The organism is Halobacillus sp. AWM4_238, from assembly GCF_056158265.1.
In genome coordinates this window covers 3,670,282-3,686,763 of sequence record NZ_JBSWSY010000002.1, presented here as the reverse complement: position 1 = coordinate 3,686,763, position 16,482 = coordinate 3,670,282, and the positions used below count along the sequence as shown (strand labels likewise).

The window sequence follows — 16,482 nt, the reverse complement described above, 5'->3', positions numbered from 1 at the left end:
GGAGGTGAACGATTATGGCGAAAAGAGCAAAGAAACAAGATGCGGAACAAAAGAACAAAAAGGGTTTTGACCCGAAAAAAGCGGACACTGAATTCTCTCAGGAATTCGGTAGTGCGGCTGCTAATGAAGCTCACAAACAAGAAGCTCAAAAAGCACGTAAATCTAAAAAAGCAAAACAAGACAACTAATACAAAAGGGTTCCTGAATTCAGGGACCCTTTTCCCATCCTTGCAATAAAAAGTTTTTCCTTTAATAAAAGAAAAACAGACTAAAAAACATTACAAGTGTCCAAAAGTAAGAAAGGTGTACCGTCCGTTTCGGAGACTGTACGAACCGTTTTCTCTTATGCTCAAAAGAAAAAATAAAAACAAAGATTAAAAATAAGAAATATGCGAGGAACACATAAAAAAGAGAACGCACCTGTTCGATCCATCCCCCAAGAGGCCCCACTGTCCCTCCCAATATAAACACCACAAAAGAAGCCCCTCCATTCGCGATACATAAGGACGGCATATATGTCCAAATGGTCTGCTGAAAGTTATGTCCTTTCTTCGCTTCCAATAAAAAAATAATGTAAAAACCCGTGATCAAAAGTGCCAGAACAAAAAACGTCATAAACGGAGAATAAACGGCTGCCCCTCCGCCGAAAAGTTCCACGCTTGTATTAACATGAATCACAGACTCGAGCACCCACATAAATACAGCCATTCCACACATCACTGACATTTGATAGATTGACCATTTCATACTTTAACCACCTTTGTCCTTGTTACGTATAGATCCGTTCATTTGTTTCATATCCTGGGTCGTTTGTATTTTCTTTGTGTTAAAATAATAGCACTAGACAAGGAATGATCAATTTAGGAGTGAACGATGGATGGACAAAAAAGACATCGCCGGGATCCGCAGGCAGCTGAAAGTGGACAATGACTTATTGAAGATCAAAAACATCTTCAATGTCTATATCATGAAAGAAACGACAGAAATTTATCATCATCAAAGCCAGCCATTCGAAATGCTGGATAAAGACCAGCAGGAGCTTTATATGAACAATTTCAAAAAGCTTCTCACCGGGCAGCTCGATGAGAAATTGTTCGAACTGAAATTCCAACGGGAAGCCGAAGACAATACCCAGCTTCTATTACATAAAGGCCTTTTGAGCAATCATGTGGACGACTGGAAAGAACAAATGCTTCAGATGACAGAAAAAATCATCCGCGACCATCCGTATGAAAAGGATGTCGTCATCTCCTTCATCCGGGCTGAATACATGAAGCCGACGAGACGCCCGAGTGAAGAGTCAGAGGAAAGCAGTCGTGACGCTGTTTATTCAAACCCTTTCATCTTGTGCAGCATCAACAAGACGGAAGACCCGAAAAAAGAAATTCAGTTCGACTATATCGAGAAAGAATTTAAGTATAAGATTGAAGTCGATCCCGTCATCGACTTGAAAAATCCCATGACCGGTTTCCTTTTCCCAGGGATTACAGACGGGGCTTCCGATGTGAACCACATCCTTTACTCTGCAGGAAAAGCGAATGAACCGGACTATCGCTTTATCGAAGACGTATTGAACGGCGAAGAGATCATGACCGCTAAAGAGGACAAAGCCATTTTTGAAGAAGTCATCCGGGACGTTGTCGGAGATCAATTGAGCCCCTCCACCCTCGCCAATGTGTATGGAGAAATCAACCGCACGGTGGAAGAAAACGAAGACGATACTCCTCCGAAACTCGACTACAGAGATGTCGAGCGCGTATTAAAATCAAGCGGAGAACAGGTCGATTCTGAAAAAGTAAAGCACGCCTTTGCTCAAATCACCGACAATGAAGGCTATGAGCTGAAAGCAAGTAGTATCGTCCCGAAATACAACTCGAAGTCGATTAAAATCAATACAAAAATCGCCAATATATCGATCAGCCCCCAAGACCTGCAATATGTGAGACAGGTCAATTACAAAGGCAAGCGCTGCATCATGATCGAAGTGGAAGAAGATGCAGAAGTGGATGGATTCAAAATGCTGCCGGAGGCGTTCGGAGAATAAGTGTGAAACGGCTAAATGATTGACCGGAACGGAGAGCTTTGATTGATATATCTTAATTTCAATCGATATCTCACAGCTTTAATTGTTATCCTCAGTCATCCTGTTGATATCTAAATGATTTAGTTTCGTATGCACTAAAAAGCCCGTACATGATGTGTACGGGCTTTTATAATACCTGATTCTCTTCTTATGAAAAGCCTTCATCATTACGCTTTAGACAAGACTCACCCAAGGCTCTCATGCTCTCCCTTTCCGATACGAGAAAAAGTTCCACAGCATGTAGAATAAAGTTTCGTTATTTTTCTCAAAGGTTAAGGGCAGAACATAGATAGAAAAAGGAGGTTCACCCATGACTATCACACAAGGAATCTTACTCTTATCCATCGGCTTCATCATCTTCACCATCGACAAAAAACAAGAAAACGTACCTGTGCCTACGGTCCTTGTTTTTATTGGAATCGGGTTATCCTTCATTCCATTCTTTTCTTCCGTCCAAGTGACGGAACATATGATTTATCATGTATTTCTTCCAGCACTCTTATTTGTTTCTGCCTACCGTTTTCCAGCGGATCAGTTTAAAAAGCATATGGGATTCATCCTTTTTCTAGCGACCGCCGGCCTTCTTTTGACGGTTGGTATTTTAGGTGGGCTGATTTATGCTGTCAGCGGACCTTTCCTTTCCCTCTCTTTGATCGGTGGTTTGCTGCTCGCGTCCATCCTAACGCCGACGGATCCTGTGTCTGTCGTATCCATATTAAAGCATTCTTCCGACGATGAAAAAATCGCGGATGTCGTCGAAGGGGAATCTCTCCTGAATGACGGGACGAGCATCGTCATGTTTTCCGTTCTCCTCGGCATCTATGCGAATCGCGAGGATTTTTCATTCTTATCATTCACGAGTGAGTTCTTAGTCGTTTCCTTAGGTGGGGCTGGTTTAGGGATCGCATTTGGCTGGTTGGTGAGTAAAGGCATTCACTACACCCACAACAAAGAATACCAGGTAATGCTAAGCATTGTGGTTGCCTATGGAATCTTCAATCTGGCAGAAGCAGTAGGATTGTCAGGTGTTATTGCGACGGTCTCTGCCGGTCTTATGCTCTCTTTCGAATACGGACGAACCATCAAGGAAGAGCATTTCAAAGAATCGTTGGACGGTTTTTGGGGAATCGTGGAGATTTCGCTGCTTTCCCTCTTATTCTTACTGATTGGCATCAAGGCCGCTCCCTATTTGAGCGCACCTGTTTGGGGATTTGCTTTTCTTGTCTTCCTGCTTTCAATGGTTGTCCGGTTCCTGATCATCGCAGGCAGCACGACCCTCTTCTCGCAATGGAAAAAGGAGATTTCCTGGCGCGAATCAGCTGTGATTGCATGGTCTGGTCTTAAAGGTACGATGTCTGTCTTTCTTATTTTAAGTTTTCAAGTGCAGCAATCGGGCGGTCATGAAATGTTTTTATCCTTAGCTTTTGCTACGGTGTTGATCTCCCTTGTGATTCAGAGTCTCGGCGTTTATCCGTTAACAAGGAAACTGTTACAAAAAAGCTGATCGGAAGGATTTCCGATCAGCTTTTTTTCACGACGTTATTTAATAAACGAGCAGTGTTAGCAACGAGATGCCTATCCCTAAGAAACCCAGCAATATACTATACGGCAGGTTCCTCAGAACGATCTGATACGGATTCATTCGTAGAGCTACAGACGTGATGGTGACAATTAACCCATAAGGTGCAGAAGGGACGGTCGCAATCGCACATGCAGCAAGAAGAATCGTCAGCGTCACTTCCGGGAACGTTCCGATCAACAATTCACTGACACCACCGAAGATCCCCATCGTTGCAATCGGGTGAACACCTAATAGAGTCATCACAAGGAAAGCCGCCTGGATAAAAAGCATGATTAGAAGCGGACTGCCTGCAAGCGCAACAATCGGATCCTGTAAATACTTCAAGTATGGCGATGCGTTCAATGTTTCCGTCAAAAAGGAAAGCGACAGCAGAAGAACGATGAAGTTGCTCAAGTGGTTCGTTTTCCACTTCCATGTCGGCCAACCGATCTGTAGGAAACTCTTTCTCCGCTTCACAAGGACCGCCCAAACGAAAGCGAATGGAAAAATCGACACGGTTACGGCAAAGAGAAAGTTCAGCTGAATGACGTTGCCTAAAAAGACGACAACGGCTAGGAACAGAACGAGAGCAACAATAAATTGAATCAGTTTCTTCCGGCTATCCCCCGCCCCATTTTCTAAGGAAGAGGCTGCTTCCATCTGGTGGTTGCGAAACATCATCTTTCCAATCAGTGAATCCATGGTAATCCCAAGGATGGCGATCAACAGCATCCATGGCAGCACTTCTAAATAATTGGCTCCTGTAATAAAAATGGACGTCGCAAGCAGGATCTCAAGCGGACTCCACAATAAAGCAAGCGAATACCCTCTTAGTGTCGCCATTAATATGAAGCTGTTCTTCACCTTCGTTTTCACATGTTTCAACTGTTCCTTCAACAAGTCTTGGGAAATCGTCGCAGAGGACAAGTTCAAAAAAGCGGCGAGTGAAACCATAGTGACTTCACTTCGGACGTACAAGGAACCTAACTCTTTCGTATTACTGCCGAGCAGGGATTGCAGCAGTTTGTTGTACCTCCCCGCTTTCACGACACTGTTCATCCATGGAAGCATGGATAATAAGAAAAGAAGTCCAATGTTCCCCGCAAAGAAAGAAGGGATTTCTCCGAATGTCGTTTCACTGGAGAAAAAGAAAAACGCCCCTGCAATTAGAAGGACGACACCTAAAATTTTGAACACACGATCGGATCGTGGAAAACTGATCGCCAGCATGACGATTCCGAGCACTCCAATGGCCGTGTACAAGGTTGAATTCTTCCAAAAGACGTGAACAACATTCAAGGCAAAGACGAACGAATAAAACATGTACAAATAACTGGATATATGACGCACAATCATTCCCCTATCTCATTGGCTGGATTTCTATGTTTGCTATGGTGCATCGTTTCGTAGAATCAATGATTTCATCCTATACACAATAGGAAGATTTTTCAATGATTATGGATTTGAAGATTTTAAGTCTATGCTTCGTTCTGTGCGTACGTCCTTTCCGTTCTCTGGAGAAGGTTTCGCCATCCCTTCCTATCTATAAATAGCCAAAGTAAATCTATTAAAATATGATTCACTTTCATGCTCTATAAATGAAATGAAATTTTTCCAGGAAATCAGAGGGTTCTTCCTTTCAATATTTACTCCTTTTTATTATAATTATAATCTAAGACCGATTATAATTTTTTCACAAATACAGGAGGGTGACCTAATGGACAAGAATGAAATGCACGACAGCCAAGCTGGAAAATGTCCCGTGTCCCACGAAAAAACAAAAGAAGAAAGTGCCGTTACGACGACAAAAGTTGGGACAACCAATAAAGACTGGTGGCCCAACCAGCTGAACCTGCACATCTTACGTCAGCATGATAAGAAGTCGAACCCGATGGGAGAAGACTTTGATTATGAAGAAGAATTCAACAAACTGGATTACTATGCCCTGAAGCAGGATTTGCATGAGTTGATGACTGACAGCCAGGACTGGTGGCCGGCAGATTATGGACATTATGGTCCCCTCTTCATTCGTATGTCCTGGCACGCCGCAGGTACGTATCGGACAGGTGATGGGCGCGGGGGTGGCGCTACAGGTACCCAGCGTTTCGCACCACTGAACAGTTGGCCGGATAATGCGAACCTTGATAAAGCCCGCCGCCTGCTGTGGCCGATCAAACAAAAATATGGCAATAAGATTTCATGGGCAGACTTGCTCGTACTTACTGGAAACGTTGCGCTTGAATCGATGGGCTTAAAGACTTTCGGTTTTGGTGCTGGACGTGAAGACGTGTGGCATCCAGAAGAAGATGTCTATTGGGGAAATGAAAAAGAATGGCTTGGAGATAACCGTTACTCCGGCGACCGCGAACTGGAAAGCCCACTCGCTGCTGTGCAGATGGGACTCATCTATGTAAACCCTGAAGGACCAAACGGCAACCCGGACCCGCTGGCAAGTGCACGCGACATCCGCGATACGTTTGGCCGGATGGGGATGAATGACGAAGAGACCGTTGCCCTTGTCGCTGGTGGTCACACATTCGGAAAAGCCCACGGCGCAGGCGACCCTGACAAAGTCGGGGATTCACCAGAAGCGGCTGACATTGAAGATCAAGGATTAGGATGGAAGAGCTCTTACGGAAGCGGGAAAGGCCGTGACACGATCACAAGTGGCGTCGATGGCGCTTGGACGGCGAATCCGACCGTTTGGGACAACGGTTACTACGATCTTTTGTTCGGCTATGAATGGGAGTTGACGAAGAGTGCAGCAGGTGCCAATCAATGGGCGCCGGCCAACCCTAAAGAAGAAGACATGGCACCAGATGCGGAAGATCCATCAGTAAAAGTCCCTACGTTTATGACGACCGCCGATATGGCTCTCCGTATGGACCCAGATTATGAAAAGATCTCCCGTCGCTTCCATCAGAATCCGGATGAATTCGCCGATGCTTTTGCACGTGCCTGGTTCAAGCTGCTTCACCGTGACATGGGGCCAAAAGCAAGATACCTCGGACCAGAAGTTCCAGAGGAAGACTTGATCTGGCAGGATCCAATCCCTACGGTTACTTATGAATTGAAAGATGCTGACGTTGCAGAGTTGAAAGAGAAAATCCTCGACTCCGGCCTTTCTGTCAGTGAACTTGTGAAAACCGCATGGGCGGCTGCGAGCACGTATCGCGGCTCTGACATGCGTGGCGGTGCAAACGGTGCCCGGATCCGTCTCGCCCCACAAAAAGACTGGGAAGTGAACGAACCACAACAACTTTCCAAAGTGCTTGCGGTTTATGAAGGCATTCAAAAACAGTTCGATAAAGAAGTCAGCCTCGCGGACCTGATCGTCCTTGGCGGAAGCGCAGCTGTAGAAAAAGCAGCCAAAGATGCTGGTGTCGACGTGACCGTTCCATTTGCGTCCGGCCGCGGCGATGCGACACAAGAACAAACCGACGAAGAAAGCTTTGAAGTACTAGAGCCGATGGCGGACGGGTTCCGTAACTATGAGAAGAAAAAGTACACATTGAGCCCGGAAGAACTGCTCGTCGATAAAGCGCAGCTTCTCGGTCTCTCTGCACCGGAAATGACGGTCCTGATCGGTGGTATGCGCGTACTCGGTGCGAACTACAACAACACCGACTACGGCGTATTCACAGACAATGTCGGGACACTGACGAACGACTTCTTCGTGAACCTCTTAGACATGGGGATCGAGTGGAAGCCGAGTGACTATAACGAATACGAAGGACGCGACCGCAAGACAGGTGAACTCGTAAGAAAAGCAACGCGTGTCGACCTCGTCTTTGGTTCCAACTCTGTCCTCCGTGCGCTTGGCGAAGTATATGCTCAGGAAGATAACAAAGAGAAATTTGTGCACGACTTTGTTGCCGCATGGGTGAAAGTAATGAACGCGGATCGTTTTGATTTGAAGAAGAAGAAAGATTTGGCTTATCATAATGCATAAGGAAAAAGCAGGAGGCTCAGAGTCTCCTGCTTTTCTTCTTTTATATCTACTACTCTTACTCCCTCCCTATGGAATCCGGCTATGATTTCAATGCCGCATTTCCATCAAGAGAACAGACCACGTTTTCATAGACATCTGCTATCATGTTAGAGTGTAGAAAATCATCTACTGCTAGAGTAACTGACATAAAAAACATTCCACTTACCAAGGAGGTATGCGGTGTGGACCGGAACCATGAAGAAGAAGTGATCCGTAATTATCAAAAAGGCGAAAAAATGATGATCTTGCTTTTCGCTCAGTGGTGTATCAACCATGACCTCGATCCTGTAGCCCTTTATAAAGAGGCTTATCCCTATCAGGAGGAAAATAAAGAACTGATCGATGCCCTGGATCTGACCGTACCAAAGAAAGAGTCCGATCACATTGATTCTGAGACGATCCTTGAGGTGTTGTCTCTCTATGGGAATGACGACCTCGCTTTTGTAGTATCAGAATTAATTAGCAAAGGAAATTTGAAGTAAGAAAAGCAGGAGGTGATTCAACTTCCTGCTTTTCTTCTTTTCCCCTCCATGATCTCCACGTTTTATTGGTGTTTTTTAGGATGTTAATTAAGGAGACTTCCGATCAGTCTTGAAGAATATATATAGAAAAAGTCTTTCATGACATAAATTTTAAAGGAGATGACATTATGCTGGAATCTGTGGATCTTTCCTTAAGCATAGATAAAAAACAATATAAAAAGGAAATGAAACAGACACAGCTGAAGTTGCTCCAGTTGCAGCGATCCATCTTTGATCACCAGTTAGGCGTTATCGTTGTGTTTGAGGGCTGGGACGCTGCTGGAAAAGGTGGCGCGATTAAACGATTGACCAACGGGCTTGATCCGCGCGGCTTTGAGGTGCATGCGATCGGCGCTCCTTCCACGAATGAGAAAAGACATCATTATCTCAAACGTTTTTGGACGAAGATTCCACCCTACGGGAAAATAGCGATCTTTGACCGTTCCTGGTATGGCCGTGTTCTTGTGGAAAGAGTCGAGAATTTTGCTTCTGTTCGGGAATGGAATCGAGCCTATAACGAAATTGTCCAATTTGAACATCTCCTTGCTCAAGACCGGTACGTTGTCATTAAGTTATGGCTGCACATTTCTAAAGAGGAACAACTGAAACGATTCCAGGAAAGAGAAGCTGACCCATTAAAGAAATGGAAAATCACCGATGAGGACTGGAGAAATCGTTCAAAGTGGGAGATGTACGAAGAAGCTGTAGAGGATATGTTTCAGAACACGTCTCATCCAGAAAGTAAGTGGCATATCGTAGAAGGAGAAAATAAACATTACGCCAGAGTCAAAACCAATCACATCATTATACAGGAGATCGAGAACAAATTAAGGCAATTAGAATCTTCTTCGTCGTAACCCTGTTTCTGTCATTTAACATCTTAGGGAACCCTTTTCCGGTACATAAAAAAATCCCTGGCACTAAAGAATGTGCCAGGGCGAAAGTAAACAACTTAGGTGACCCAACCATGTAAGAATCATCCTTGATCCTACACATTTTTTTGGATTCCAGACTTTCTCGAAGGACAATTCTAGTGAGAATTCGTTTCCTTTTCCGGTTAAGTCCAATTTTCCTTCCCCTTCTTCTTTATTTCAAAAGAAGAGAGGAAGCACCATTAATGGGAGTGGCCTTTGTTTACTTACTCAACCCTCAATCAACTTTCAAAAGGGAATCGTCTTACAAATACTCCCCCCACTACCTACCATCTGTAGGTGGGTGGATCACCTGCCCTTTCCAGACTATTTTTCATCCTTAACAAACGGATGAACATTCTATCATTGGCTGTGATTTTCGTTCGTTTGGAAACGAACTCGCGATGGTTGAGCCACCTAAGTTGTTTATTTGTTTTTGTTTTCTTCTTTACACTCTTATTATATCACCCTTTTCTGATTGTAACGGAGGAAGTTGTGTCAACTTTGTAAACGTTTACACGAAAACTAATGAATTAGAATGATCGTTCCTTCTTGTGATCTTAAGACAACCTCTCCCCTCTTCGCTGAAGGATTTTACAGATCGAGGCAAACACTAAAAAACATGGGATTCTCTCCTAACTCTTTCATTCCTTCTTCATAATCTTTCTCCCCCCTTTTACCAAAGTCTTTGCACATTTACTTACCATGGATCATAATCCTCATATTATGATCCATAATAATGAACAGATTAATGGAGGTTCCTACCCGTTTCGTACATAGGTAAGCCCATTTGGAGAACCGTCTTCGTTAAGTGCCATACCTTTGAACGACGGTTATTAATTAAGTAACTACTTAATTAACTTGACACTTAATTAAGTATGCGCTAAATTATAGACATGATGATCATTCAAACTATACATTCGTTATCGGTACCGACACGTCTAGAAATCTTGGAGCTTTTGAGAGATCAGGAACTGACATCTACTGAAATTGCTTCCCATTTCAGTATTTCGGCCCCTGCGGTCTCTCAACATTTAAAAGTCTTAGAAAAATCCGGTTTAGTGAAAGTGAGAAAAGAAGGAGTAAGACGTTATTATCAAGTAAGGAAAGAAGGCTTTGTAGATTTAAAAAATTTCATTGATCAATTTTGGGAGGACAGTCTTATCCGTTTAAAAGAGGCAGCAGAAGAGGAGGAACGACAAAACCATGAAAACAGAAACGATTAACAAAGAAATATTCATTGAATGTCGTCCTCAGACACTGTTTTCGTTTTTTATTGACGCTGAAAAAATGCAGAAGTGGATGGGCAGACAAATTCTCATGGAGCCCAGGATTCATGGCAGATTCCGCATTGATATTGATGGAGACAACATCGCTTTAGGAGAGTACAAAGAAATTGTCCAAAATGAAAAGATTGTGATGACCTGGGGATGGGAAGGTTCTGACATCATGCCTCCTGGAGCAAGCACAGTAGAATTTCTGTTAGAAGAACAGGATAATGGAACGTTATTAAAATTAACTCACTATGACATCCCAATCGAAAAAATCCATTCCAACAACGACGGTTGGACCCACTATATGGAACGCTGCAAAGGAATTGCAGAGGGGGTAGACATCGGTGTGGATCCGTGGTCTATCAAAAAATACTAACTAGAAGGAAGGAAAGTAATCATGAATAACCAAATAAAAGAAGAAGTGCTATTTAAAACAACACCAGATAAGTTATATGGTGTATTAACAGATGCTGATCAATTTTCAGAGATGTCAGGAGGCGCACCCACAGAAATTCAACCAAATGAAGGAGGTTCGTTCTCCCTATTCGGCGGTATGATAACGGGAAGAACAATCGAACTTTCTCAAAACCAACGAATTGTCCAAGCCTGGAGGGCTGGGAATTGGGAGGAAGGAAAATATTCGCTCGTCTCCTTCGTGTTTGAAGCTGTAGAAGAGGGAACACTCTTACATTTTGAGCATATCGGATTTCCAGAAGGACAAGGAGAACATTTGACTAAAGGGTGGACGGAAAACTACTGGAATCCACTAAAGAACTATCTGGCTGAGTAAAAAAAATACTACATGCTAGGGTGCCTTCCCCCGCTTCGTTAAGCTTTATATCAGCGGGGCTCAGGCATGAATCACATAAAAGTGGAGGGGCTAATTCCCCTCCACTTTTATAGCTTTAAATCCTCAGTCATCGCTTCAAAGAGGCGAATCCTGACCCAAGCTTCAGTAAGACCTTTAGAAAATAGAGGCACACACCTTCACGGGCACAGAATCAGAAAAAACCCCGGCACGAAAAGTGTGCCAGGGCTAAATTAAACAACTTAGGTGACCCAACCATGTAAGAATCATCCTTGATTCTACACATCTTTGGAATTCTGATTTGCTTAAAGGACGATTCTGCTGAGAATCCGTTCCCTTATCCCGTTAAGTCCCTATTTTTCGTCCATTTCTTCTTTCTTTATTTTGAAAGAAGAGATCGAGCACTTGCTGAGGTCATCCGCTTTGTTTCCTTACTAAACCCTCAATTTAAAGGTCATCGTCTTACAAAGACTTACTTACCGACCTACCACCCGCAGGCTGGCATTATCACCTGCCTATTCAAGACTGTTTTTCATTCTTATTACTTGAAGAACATTCTTTCATTGGCTGTGATTTTCGTTCGCTTGGAAACGAACTCACGATGGTTGAGCCACCTAAGTTGTTTATTTGTTTTTGTTATCTTCTTTACACTCTTATTATATCACCCTTTTCTGATTGTAACGGAAGAAGTTGTGTCAACTTTGTAAACGTTTACTTTGTTGTGTGTGCCTGTCTCTTCGTATCGTTCATGCCTCTATACGGTGTGATCAGTCCACGTAAAAAACTCTTTTATAAATAGTAAAAAAAGAATATAGTTTATTCTATAAGGAGGCACATCCCATGGATCATCCTAATCGTGAAGAATTTGAACAATTGAAGAGAGAAGTCGAACACCTGAAACAATCCAAAAGTAAAGCAAATACTGAAATCACTTTGATCATTTCCACTGCAGTCGTTGCTATTGCGGCCATCATCGGGATCTTTTGGATGTAAACGATCGGCATAGAGCATAAAAAAGGCGTCTGTCCCAAGATTGGGCACAGACGCCTTTTTTATTGCTTTCATCGACCTTAAAACAAGTCTGGAACTTTTTCAATCATTTCTGCAAAGGAGAACCTCTAGGAACCCGTCCTGAATCGTTGCTGCACCTCCCCCCTCGTCTCATTTGTTCCCTCCTCTCATTAATCATCAAAAACAAACAACAACATAAAAACACAAGAAAACACAAGAAAACACACCTTTAACACATGATTAATATTGGATTTACATACAGCCTTTATAGTGAAGGTGCAGAAACAAAGAGGAGGGATGACCAAGTATTCTATAAACCATATAAACGTTGTCGTTCATTTTCATAGATTGTGGAAAATTAAGGAGGATTACAAAATGATGAAGAAATTTATGTTCGGTTTGATGACACTTTTGTTGATTTTAGTGGCAGCTTGCTCTGGTGGAAACGCAGAACAAAAAGAAGAAATTACAGTGTACACCGCACTAGAAGATGACATGATTGAAACATACTTAACCTCATTCCGTGAACAAAACCCTGACATTGAAGTCAACATCGTTCGGGACTCAACTGGAGTCATTACATCAAAGCTATTGGCTGAAAAAGATGCCCCTGTGGCTGACGTTGTTTGGGGAACAGCCGCAACGAGTCTGCTTGTCGCTGATCAACAAGGGATGCTGGAAGGATACGCACCGAAAGGAATCGACCGAGTATCCCCTCAATACAAAGACTCAAAAGATACCCCGCACTGGGTCGGTATCAACGCCTGGATGACAGGGTTTGCTGTCAACACGGTAGAAATCGAAGAAATGGGACTGGATATCCCTCAAAGCTATGAAGATTTGCTTGATCCTCAATACAAAGACTTGATCGTTATGCCTAACCCTGCTTCCTCCGGCACTGGATTCTTGACTGTATCTGCCTTTATGCAACAGATGGGTGAAGAAGAAGCGTGGAATTACATGGACAAACTTCATCAAAACATCGGAATGTACACACACTCCGGTTCTAAACCAGCGAAGCTTGCAGGACAAGGCGAATATCCAATCGGCGTTTCATTCGGTTACCGCGGGATCACACAAGCGGAAAAAGGAGAGCCGATTAAGACCATTTTCCCTGAAGAAGGTTCAGGTTGGGATTTAGAAGCGAACGCCCTAGTGAAGAAAGAAGAAATCAAACCAGCAGCGAAGACATTTTTAGACTGGGCGATTTCTGATGAAGCAATGAAAGAATACAGCGAGAACTTTGCGATCACCTCCGTACCAACAGACAAACCGGTTCCAGAAGGTTTCCCTGAAAACCCGGAAGAGCAGTTGATTGAAAATGACTTTAACTGGGCAGCAGAGAATCGTGATGCCATTCTTGAACAATGGACAAAAAAATATGACGGAAAGAGCGCCCCTAAAGAGTAAGGTACAACGGAAGTCGGCAAACTTTTTGTACCTAAAGGGGCGGGTCTATCCGCCTTCGGTCCCTTATTATCTCATGAAAAAGGAGCGAGTCCAATCATGAAGCATCTCGCTGTAAACCAGATCACCAAGACGTTTCAAGACTTTACCGCATTGAAAGATATATCGTTCTCCATTGATAAAGGAGAATTCATCTGCTTACTCGGCCCAAGCGGTTGCGGCAAAACGACGCTCCTCCGTATTTTGGCAGGGCTTGAAAGGCCGAACACGGGAGACGTTCTAAAGAACGGGCGCGACATGACGCACCTGCCTCCGGCACAGCGCAATTTCGGAATTGTTTTTCAGTCCTATGCTTTATTCCCGAATCTAACTGCGGCGCAGAACGTCGCGTATGGATTGAATCCTAAACAGTTTTCCAAGAAAGAACGCAAAGAAACCGCTCTTGAAAATCTTAAGCTCGTCAATTTAGGAAACATGGCTGACCGCTACCCGGCCCAACTTTCAGGAGGGCAGCAGCAGCGCGTCGCCTTAGCCCGTGCCCTCGCTATGAATCCTGAATTCCTATTGTTGGATGAGCCATTATCTGCTCTGGATGCTCAAGTCCGATTGCAGTTAAGAAACGAAATCAAACGCCTGCAAAAACAGTTAGGCATTACGACCGTCATGGTTACACACGATCAGGAAGAAGCACTCTCCATGGCGGACCGTATGATCGTCATGAATAACGCCAAGGTCGAACAAGCGGGGACGCCTCAGGAAATCTACGACCGCCCCCACTCCCCCTTTGTTGCCGATTTCATAGGGGCGGTCAATTTTGTTGGAGATCAACTTTTTCCGAATGGTGCAAAAGAAGATGTGGCGGTTCGCCCGGAACATGTGACGCTCCATTCCGAACCGTCCGACTCTTCGCTTCCCACCCGGATTGAAAACCTGGAGTACCGGGGCAACTCTTATCGCGTCGTTCTCAAGCAGACGACGAAGGACAACGTACTCTATGCGGATATCAATTCCGATACGTTCAAACAACAGCCGCTTGCTGTGGGCGAGGTGGTCTATGCAGAACTGCAAGAAGACAAGGTCATCTTCTTTCACGGAGAGCCCGAACCTATAACAACGAAGAAGCCTGTTCTCACCTAGGAGGTCCATCATGATTACAGCACTACAATCTTTATTCAGCCGGCAGCCTGTCGTGAAGCAGACGTTAAGTAAAGATGCGCATTTGCAGCGCATGCTGCTCCTTCTCATGTTCGTCGGACTTGGATCGACCATCATCCTCCCTGTCATCGAACTGTTGAAACGGGCGATGCAGAACAAACAAGGCGAATACATTGGAGCCGAGAACTTTGTGACCTACTTCTCCTCTCCCAGCTTGTTTCAATCGGCTGTCCATACATTGTCAGTCGCATCGATTACAATGGTCCTATCTGTCAGTGCGGCCTTTTTGTTCGCTTTTGCGATTGAACGCACGAAGATGAAAGGCAAAACGTTCTTTACTTACATGGCCCTTCTGCCTCTATTCGCACCGACCATGATGTACGGAATCGCCCTCGTGTATCTACTCGGAAACAATGGCGTGTTCACTACCGGGTTCTTCGGACTCTTCGAGCAGTGGTTCGGATGGCAGGAGTCTAACTTTGATATCTACGGATTCAAAGGCATTGTGATTTCTGAAGTGATTTTCACGTTCCCTCAAGCGTTTTTGATTTTGAAAGTTTCCTTATCAACCGCGGATCAACGTTTATATGAAGCCGCGGATACGATGGGGGCAGGAACGCTGAAGAAGTTATTTACGGTCACGTTACCGAGCATCAAGTATGGACTCGTGAGCGCGCTTTTCGTCAGCTTCACACTCAGCTTCACTGATTTTGGTGCACCAAAAGTTGTCGGTGGCCAATACAATGTGCTAGCCACAGATGTGTACAAGCAGGTGATCGGACAGCAAAACTTTTCTATGGGAGCAACTGTCGGCATTATCTTAACTATTCCAGCTGTGATCGCGTTTATCGTCGATCAGCGTATACAACGGAAGCAGTCGAGCATCAGCTCGAAAGCAACACCGTACAAGACGCCTGCCCATCCTATGCGAGACCGTCTGTTCACAGTGTACTGTTCAATCATAACGATTGGGATCATTACCCTGTTCCTTGCGATTATAGCTGCAGCTTTCGTAAAAGTATGGCCCTATGACTTCTCGTTGACCCTCCGTCATTTCGGATTCGGATCGGTTGCGGGAGATGGTCTTCAACCGTTCTACAACAGTTTGATCATTTCAGCAGTAACAGCTGTGATCGGAACAGTCGTCATCTTTATCGGCGCTTATCTCATAGAAAAATCGCGTCACCTGGCATGGGTCAGAAAAGTATCGTATTTCCTATCGATTCTGCCGATTGCCCTACCTGGACTGGTCATTGGCCTTGCATTCATCTTCTTCTTTAACCAGTCAGCCATCAGCATTCCGTTTACGTCGATGGAAATCGCCAACCCTTTTCAGTGGTTATACGGAACGATGATCATTCTCGTCCTTGCGAATATCATCCACTTCTACTCTGTTTCGTTCATCACAGCAACGACATCACTGAAGAAACAAGACGCTGAGTACGAAGCCATCTCGGAGACCATGAAGGTTCCATTTTATAAAACGTTCGCCAAAGTGACGGTACCCCTGTCCTGGCCGGCCATTCTGGAAATGATGATGTACTTGTTCGTCAACTCGATGACGACCATCAGTGCCGTCGTCTTTCTATATTCGTCCGAGTGGAAGCTCGCCTCCATCGCCATTGTCAATATGAATGATGCCGGAGACATTGCACCGGCAGCGGCGATGTCTTTATTGATCATCGTTACCAACATCATCGTACGTGTTGTGTACGAAACGATTGTCAAATCTATCAAAAAAAGAAAAGTAGGGATTTAAT

General features: G+C 44.3%; 15 protein-coding genes. 13 read left to right on the top strand and 2 right to left on the bottom strand.

Annotated features, from left to right (window positions below; genetic code table 11):
* The first annotated feature begins 14 nt into the window (after nt 1-14).
* Nucleotides 15-188, top strand: coding sequence for a hypothetical protein (locus ACXACN_RS18355; RefSeq protein WP_474966374.1), 174 nt, complete (start codon nt 15-17; stop codon nt 186-188).
* A 61-nt stretch (nt 189-249) separates the two neighbouring features.
* On the opposite strand, the gene ACXACN_RS18350 is transcribed toward ACXACN_RS18355, so the two are convergent.
* Complete coding sequence (locus ACXACN_RS18350) at nt 250-747, bottom strand: hypothetical protein (protein ID WP_474966373.1); 498 nt, start codon at nt 745-747, stop codon at nt 250-252.
* A gap of 130 nt (nt 748-877) precedes the next feature.
* On the opposite strand from ACXACN_RS18350, the gene ACXACN_RS18345 reads away from it, so the two are divergent.
* Together ACXACN_RS18345 and ACXACN_RS18340 are read left to right on the top strand one after the other, a co-directional pair.
* Nucleotides 878-2,044, top strand: a complete 1,167-nt coding sequence (locus ACXACN_RS18345) for a DUF4317 domain-containing protein (RefSeq protein WP_474966371.1) — start codon at nt 878-880, stop codon at nt 2,042-2,044.
* A gap of 349 nt (nt 2,045-2,393) precedes the next feature.
* A complete protein-coding gene (locus ACXACN_RS18340; RefSeq protein WP_474966370.1) occupies nt 2,394-3,587 on the top strand; it encodes a cation:proton antiporter in 1,194 nt (397 codons plus the stop codon).
* Nucleotides 3,588-3,626: 39 nt separating this feature from the next.
* Here ACXACN_RS18340 and ACXACN_RS18335 read toward each other — a convergent pair whose 3' ends face one another.
* Nucleotides 3,627-5,000 carry a hypothetical protein gene (locus ACXACN_RS18335; protein ID WP_474966369.1) on the bottom strand — a complete coding sequence of 458 codons (1,374 nt, stop codon included), beginning with the start codon at nt 4,998-5,000 and terminating at the stop codon, nt 3,627-3,629.
* 361 nt (nt 5,001-5,361) lie between these two features.
* On the opposite strand from ACXACN_RS18335, the gene katG reads away from it, so the two are divergent.
* The 10 genes from katG (at nt 5,362) to ACXACN_RS18285 (ending at nt 16,481) form a co-directional block, all read left to right on the top strand.
* The gene (gene katG, locus ACXACN_RS18330) at nt 5,362-7,596 is read left to right on the top strand and encodes a catalase/peroxidase HPI (RefSeq protein WP_474966367.1); all 2,235 of its coding nucleotides are present in this window, start codon (nt 5,362-5,364) and stop codon (nt 7,594-7,596) included.
* A gap of 221 nt (nt 7,597-7,817) precedes the next feature.
* Nucleotides 7,818-8,117, top strand: a complete 300-nt coding sequence (locus ACXACN_RS18325; protein ID WP_474966366.1) for a hypothetical protein — start codon at nt 7,818-7,820, stop codon at nt 8,115-8,117.
* 167 nt (nt 8,118-8,284) lie between these two features.
* Nucleotides 8,285-9,013 (top strand): polyphosphate kinase 2 family protein, encoded by a 729-nt coding sequence (locus ACXACN_RS18320; protein WP_474966364.1) that lies wholly within the window; start codon nt 8,285-8,287, stop codon nt 9,011-9,013.
* A gap of 950 nt (nt 9,014-9,963) precedes the next feature.
* Nucleotides 9,964-10,293: an ArsR/SmtB family transcription factor gene (locus ACXACN_RS18315; RefSeq protein WP_474966362.1), complete on the top strand. Its 330-nt coding sequence runs from the start codon at nt 9,964-9,966 to the stop codon at nt 10,291-10,293.
* Nucleotides 10,274-10,717 carry an SRPBCC family protein gene (locus ACXACN_RS18310; protein WP_474966361.1) on the top strand — a complete coding sequence of 148 codons (444 nt, stop codon included), beginning with the start codon at nt 10,274-10,276 and terminating at the stop codon, nt 10,715-10,717. Before ACXACN_RS18315 ends, ACXACN_RS18310 begins: the two co-directional genes overlap by 20 nt.
* Before the next feature lie 21 nt (nt 10,718-10,738).
* Nucleotides 10,739-11,131 (top strand): SRPBCC domain-containing protein, encoded by a 393-nt coding sequence (locus tag ACXACN_RS18305; protein ID WP_474966359.1) that lies wholly within the window; start codon nt 10,739-10,741, stop codon nt 11,129-11,131.
* An 858-nt stretch (nt 11,132-11,989) separates the two neighbouring features.
* The gene (locus tag ACXACN_RS18300) at nt 11,990-12,142 is read left to right on the top strand and encodes a hypothetical protein (RefSeq protein WP_474966358.1); all 153 of its coding nucleotides are present in this window, start codon (nt 11,990-11,992) and stop codon (nt 12,140-12,142) included.
* Between the two features lie 396 nt (nt 12,143-12,538).
* On the top strand, nt 12,539-13,570 hold the full coding sequence (locus tag ACXACN_RS18295) for a putative 2-aminoethylphosphonate ABC transporter substrate-binding protein (RefSeq protein ID WP_474966916.1): 1,032 nt from the start codon (nt 12,539-12,541) through the stop codon (nt 13,568-13,570).
* A 93-nt stretch (nt 13,571-13,663) separates the two neighbouring features.
* Nucleotides 13,664-14,704, top strand: coding sequence for an ABC transporter ATP-binding protein (locus ACXACN_RS18290; RefSeq protein WP_474966914.1), 1,041 nt, complete (start codon nt 13,664-13,666; stop codon nt 14,702-14,704).
* Between the two features lie 10 nt (nt 14,705-14,714).
* Nucleotides 14,715-16,481, top strand: coding sequence for a putative 2-aminoethylphosphonate ABC transporter permease subunit (locus ACXACN_RS18285; protein ID WP_474966357.1), 1,767 nt, complete (start codon nt 14,715-14,717; stop codon nt 16,479-16,481).
* Nucleotide 16,482 lies beyond the last annotated feature (1 nt).

Excerpts from the sequence above, each read along its gene's own strand:
- ACXACN_RS18305 (WP_474966359.1), top strand. The coding sequence starts at position 10,739 with ATGAATAACCAAATAAAAGAAGAAGTGCTATTTAAAACAACACCAGAT.
- ACXACN_RS18335 (WP_474966369.1), bottom strand. The coding sequence starts at position 5,000 with ATGATTGTGCGTCATATATCCAGTTATTTGTACATGTTTTATTCGTTC.
- katG (WP_474966367.1), top strand. The coding sequence starts at position 5,362 with ATGGACAAGAATGAAATGCACGACAGCCAAGCTGGAAAATGTCCCGTG.
- ACXACN_RS18310 (WP_474966361.1), top strand. The coding sequence starts at position 10,274 with ATGAAAACAGAAACGATTAACAAAGAAATATTCATTGAATGTCGTCCT.
- ACXACN_RS18285 (WP_474966357.1), top strand. The coding sequence starts at position 14,715 with ATGATTACAGCACTACAATCTTTATTCAGCCGGCAGCCTGTCGTGAAG.
- ACXACN_RS18350 (WP_474966373.1), bottom strand. The coding sequence starts at position 747 with ATGAAATGGTCAATCTATCAAATGTCAGTGATGTGTGGAATGGCTGTA.
- ACXACN_RS18345 (WP_474966371.1), top strand. The coding sequence starts at position 878 with ATGGACAAAAAAGACATCGCCGGGATCCGCAGGCAGCTGAAAGTGGAC.
- ACXACN_RS18295 (WP_474966916.1), top strand. The coding sequence starts at position 12,539 with ATGAAGAAATTTATGTTCGGTTTGATGACACTTTTGTTGATTTTAGTG.
- ACXACN_RS18315 (WP_474966362.1), top strand. The coding sequence starts at position 9,964 with ATGATGATCATTCAAACTATACATTCGTTATCGGTACCGACACGTCTA.
- ACXACN_RS18320 (WP_474966364.1), top strand. The coding sequence starts at position 8,285 with ATGCTGGAATCTGTGGATCTTTCCTTAAGCATAGATAAAAAACAATAT.
- ACXACN_RS18340 (WP_474966370.1), top strand. The coding sequence starts at position 2,394 with ATGACTATCACACAAGGAATCTTACTCTTATCCATCGGCTTCATCATC.
- ACXACN_RS18300 (WP_474966358.1), top strand. The coding sequence starts at position 11,990 with ATGGATCATCCTAATCGTGAAGAATTTGAACAATTGAAGAGAGAAGTC.
- ACXACN_RS18355 (WP_474966374.1), top strand. The coding sequence starts at position 15 with ATGGCGAAAAGAGCAAAGAAACAAGATGCGGAACAAAAGAACAAAAAG.